Genomic DNA, 3,736 nt, shown 5'->3' with positions numbered 1-3,736 from the left:
CCTCAAACATGTGCGAGACGCTCAATAGCTGCATCAAGCGCAGAACTAGAGTCGTCGGACTCTTTCCAAACGAAGCCTCATTAGAGCGCCTAGTTACAGCAGTTCTGATGGAAATATCAGAAGACTGGGAAACAGGAAAAACCTATCTCACTCTCAACTAAAACAACAAAAAATAGCAGCTTCAGCCCTAACCTAAATGAGCTTTTACAGACAAAAACTTGCGCAGCCGAAATAGTTCAATCCATCAAAAATTTCTTATGCTGCCTGATTCCAAGCCCCATTAATAATGTCGTTTCTTGACTGACACTAGAGATGACAGTGGCCATTAGCAGTTTACGTTCGTGAACAAAACCCAACGTCGATCATTGCTCCGAGTAGTAGGCTTGGATGCTGTAAATGTAAGCAAGCATACCTATGATGCAGGACCCACTGGGCACGACGCAACACTAAGAAGTCTAACGAATTCTGGATTAATGTCTGTAGTCGGTAAGCCTCAATCTTATATCTGTTTGTTAGAGGTTGATATGTAAGGAGTGAAAATCGGCTTCCTAAGCTGCAATACTGATTTGAATCCTAGTTCTCTAGCTGATAAGCGAGTTCAGCAGTACCCATCGTAATGCCGAAGCTACAGAAGCTTCGATACTTAGGCTGAAGGAGAAATGCGCTGTCATCATTATCCTGCAGACTGGGATAATGAATACACCATCTTGGCGACTCAGAGTCATAGATCTGTATCTCAGTTATTAGTCAAGAATGGTGCCCGACGTGGTGATTGGGAGCCCCCCGCATATTCGACAGTATATCGCATATTACCGTGGGGTGCCGAATGTCTATTCGCTCGGGAATTTGTATTTTCCGAATCGTGGTCCAGCAGGATTCAATGATTATCAATTGCTAGATATGCAGATTTCGACTACTTCAGAAAGAATGAAGGTGAACTGGTCAATAAAAGCGAATCAATGATATATGCATTACATGGCGCAGTAGGAATGGCTGCGGACTGGAAACCATTGGCGAGAGCTATGAAGCAGGTGAATCAGCCTGTGGCGCGCGTGGATTTGTGGCAATTCCTAGCCTGTTGCCCTATGCCAATTAGTGAGTTTGGTGCAGCCTTCAATAAGGAGGTGCATGCAACAGACCCTGTGTTGTTAGGCTATTCTATGGGGGGGCGTCTGGCATTGCATGCGCTGATCGCAGATCCTACTAAGTGGAGTAAAGCAGTGATTATCTCGGCTCACACAGGTATTGCGAAGGAAGACCTGATTCCTCGCCAAGCCCACGATGCAGCATGGGCGGCTAAGGCTCTGAAAGGTGAATGGGATACATTTCTAGCAGAATGGAATGCACAAGGGGTTTTGAGTGGAACCAGCATGCCAGACCGCCGAACTCTGCAGCCCAGACGTGAGGCTGTGGCACGTTCTTTTATGGATTGGACTGTCGGCGTGCAGGAAAATCTACTACCGCAGCTAGAGAAGGTGACATGCCCTGTGCTCTGGGTCGTGGGGGAGAATGATACAAAATTTTTAAAGGTGGCCAGAGCCGCCGTCGATGTTCTGCCGAATGCCCAGTTGCGCATTATCCCAGGTTGCGGCCATCGTGTCCCTTGGGAAAAGCCAGCCGAATTCACCTCAGCGGTTCGAGAGTTTCTTGCTGAGTGACTGGAGGGGAGTTTGGCAGGGGCACTCTCTCAGAGATGTTCGGTGAGGTTGACTACCAACGAATCAAGTTGCTACCAAGCCTCTAGTCAATGACGCTACACCCTATTCGCTGCATATTCGTTTGTTTCAAAGAGGTGTTCTTCTGAAGGATAGGCACATTATAATATACGCATCAACCTAGATGGCACCTCGGAGACCTGCCCCTGCCGATTCGCGTTCTCCATTTTCGTGTCTTTCGCGGTTCGTTTACCCATGCTGCATGGGTTCCTCAAAAAAGAATCTGTATAGTCAGCGGAATCTGTGGTTAGAAACCTCTAATGAACAGCACCCTTAAATCCTGCATACTCGCAGCACGGCCAAAGACCTTGCCAGCCGCGGTTGTTCCCGTGTGGCTGGGTTGCATGCTAGCTTGGAAACTCGATGGGCAATTCAATTGGTGGTTGGCACTTTGCACATTGATGGGGGCTGTTTGGATTCAAATTGGCACCAACTTCTTTAATGACGCGATCGACAACGACAAGGGGGCTGATACTGAGCAGCGACTCGGGCCAGTGCGCGCTACGGCATCTGGTTTGCTTAGCAGAGGTCAGGTGTACGGTGCTGCTCTTGCGTGCTTGTTGGTTGCCGCAGTCTTTGGCTGGTTTTTGTTTCAAGCGCGAGGCTGGGCAATGGTGGCAATAGGCTTGCCATCGCTCTACCTATGTTACGGCTACACTGGTGGTCCAGTACCGCTTGCTTACCGTGGTTTGGGGGAGGTCTTTGTTGTCCTGTTTTTTGGAGTGATCGCGGTTATGGGGACGATTTTTGTCCAACTAGGCCAATGGCCAATCGAGGGGCTCCTTCTAGGTCTACAACTTGGATTGCTTAGCGCAGTGTTGATTTCTATCAATAACCTCCGCGACCGTGTAGAAGATGCAGGCAATGCGAAGAACACACTTGCAGTGAAGCTGGGGGAAAGCTGGGGGAAACGGGTGGTAGCGATCGAGATTTTTGGGGCCTTTGTTCTTTCACTGGTCTGGCTGGCAATGGGGCAAATGAGCCTGTGGCTTGGGAGCTCTATGTTTATTGTGCTTGGTGTCAGGATCTGGGGACTAGTGCGCGATGAGCCACCGAGTGCGAAGTACAATAAGTTCTTAGCTCTAGGTGGTGCGCAATTGATCCTTTTTGCTGTCCTCTTCACGATTGCTTGTGTTATCTAAATGATAACGACCATGAGCGAACCTATCCACATCCATCGATACACATTGCACAGCAGACGGGGCCTCAATAGTCGCTCCGATAGCACTTCTCACGAAGGAGTGCTTATTCGTATCAATGGCGGTGTTGGCTGTATCCAACCTTGGGAGGTGCTTGGCGATCCATCGCTAGATGAAGTGCTAGATGATTTGAAAAACCGTCGTCTCTTTAGACCTCTAGTCCGTGCTGCTGTTAAGTGTGCGATGGTTGATGGCGCTGCGCGGCTTGCGGGTGTTAGTTTGTTTGATGATGTGAAAGTTCCTAGGAGCCACGCGACCATCGTGGGTGGCCGAGACAAAATAGATGAAGCTCTGGCGGCTGGATTTGATGTGGTAAAAATGAAGGCTGGTCGCGATATGGAGGCTGAGTTGAAGTTGATGCATGAGGTCCACTCCGACCACCCGGAGCTACGTTGGAGGCTCGACTTCAACAATGTCCTTGGGGGCGGCGAGGTGCGCGAATTTGTCCAGTCTATGGGCGAGTCACTACGCGCAAAGATCGATTTTTTAGAAGATCCATGCAGAACTGACGATTCAGCTTGGCAGGGACTACGTGAGGTGTATGGCGTGCCTTTGGCTATTGATAGAGACGTGCCTATAGCGAGTAATCAATTCCGCTATGCGGTGATCAAACCGGCAATTGATGATGTCACAGCAGTCTGCGCCAAGGCTATGTTAGAAGGTTGGCATCTAGTTCTCACTAGCTACATGGACCATCCTATCGGCCAGTGTTATGCTGCGTGGTCTGCGGGCAAAGTGGATAAGCGCTTTTATGGACTACTCGATCCGGTTGCTGGGCTCATGACCCATGGCTTGTTTGAACCCAATGCATTTATCGAGCGG

3 protein-coding genes are annotated in these 3,736 nt (G+C 49.4%); all 3 read left to right on the top strand.

Annotated elements, in window-relative coordinates; translation table 11 throughout:
- The first annotated feature begins 959 nt into the window (after positions 1 to 959).
- Entirely contained in the window at positions 960 to 1,658 is a 699-nt protein-coding gene (locus tag ABGY95_RS01440; RefSeq protein WP_347439897.1) for an alpha/beta fold hydrolase, read from the top strand.
- A gap of 317 nt (positions 1,659 to 1,975) precedes the next feature.
- Positions 1,976 to 2,857 carry a 1,4-dihydroxy-2-naphthoate octaprenyltransferase gene (gene menA, locus ABGY95_RS01435; protein WP_347439896.1) on the top strand — a complete coding sequence of 294 codons (882 nt, stop codon included), beginning with the start codon at positions 1,976 to 1,978 and terminating at the stop codon, positions 2,855 to 2,857.
- A gap of 12 nt (positions 2,858 to 2,869) precedes the next feature.
- On the top strand, positions 2,870 to 3,736 hold an 867-nt coding region (locus ABGY95_RS01430), incomplete at its 3' end, for an enolase C-terminal domain-like protein (protein ID WP_347439895.1).

Source organism: Rubritalea sp. (assembly GCF_039830215.1).
In the GTDB taxonomy this organism is placed as follows: Bacteria; Verrucomicrobiota; Verrucomicrobiia; order Verrucomicrobiales; family Akkermansiaceae; genus Rubritalea.
The sequence above is the reverse complement of the archived record's forward strand: the minus strand, read 5'-3'. Positions and strand labels throughout refer to the sequence as shown.

Coding starts and splice junctions, on each gene's coding strand:
- ABGY95_RS01440 (WP_347439897.1), top strand. CDS start 960: ATGATATATGCATTACATGGCGCAGTAGGAATGGCTGCGGACTGGAAA.
- menA (WP_347439896.1), top strand. CDS start 1,976: ATGAACAGCACCCTTAAATCCTGCATACTCGCAGCACGGCCAAAGACC.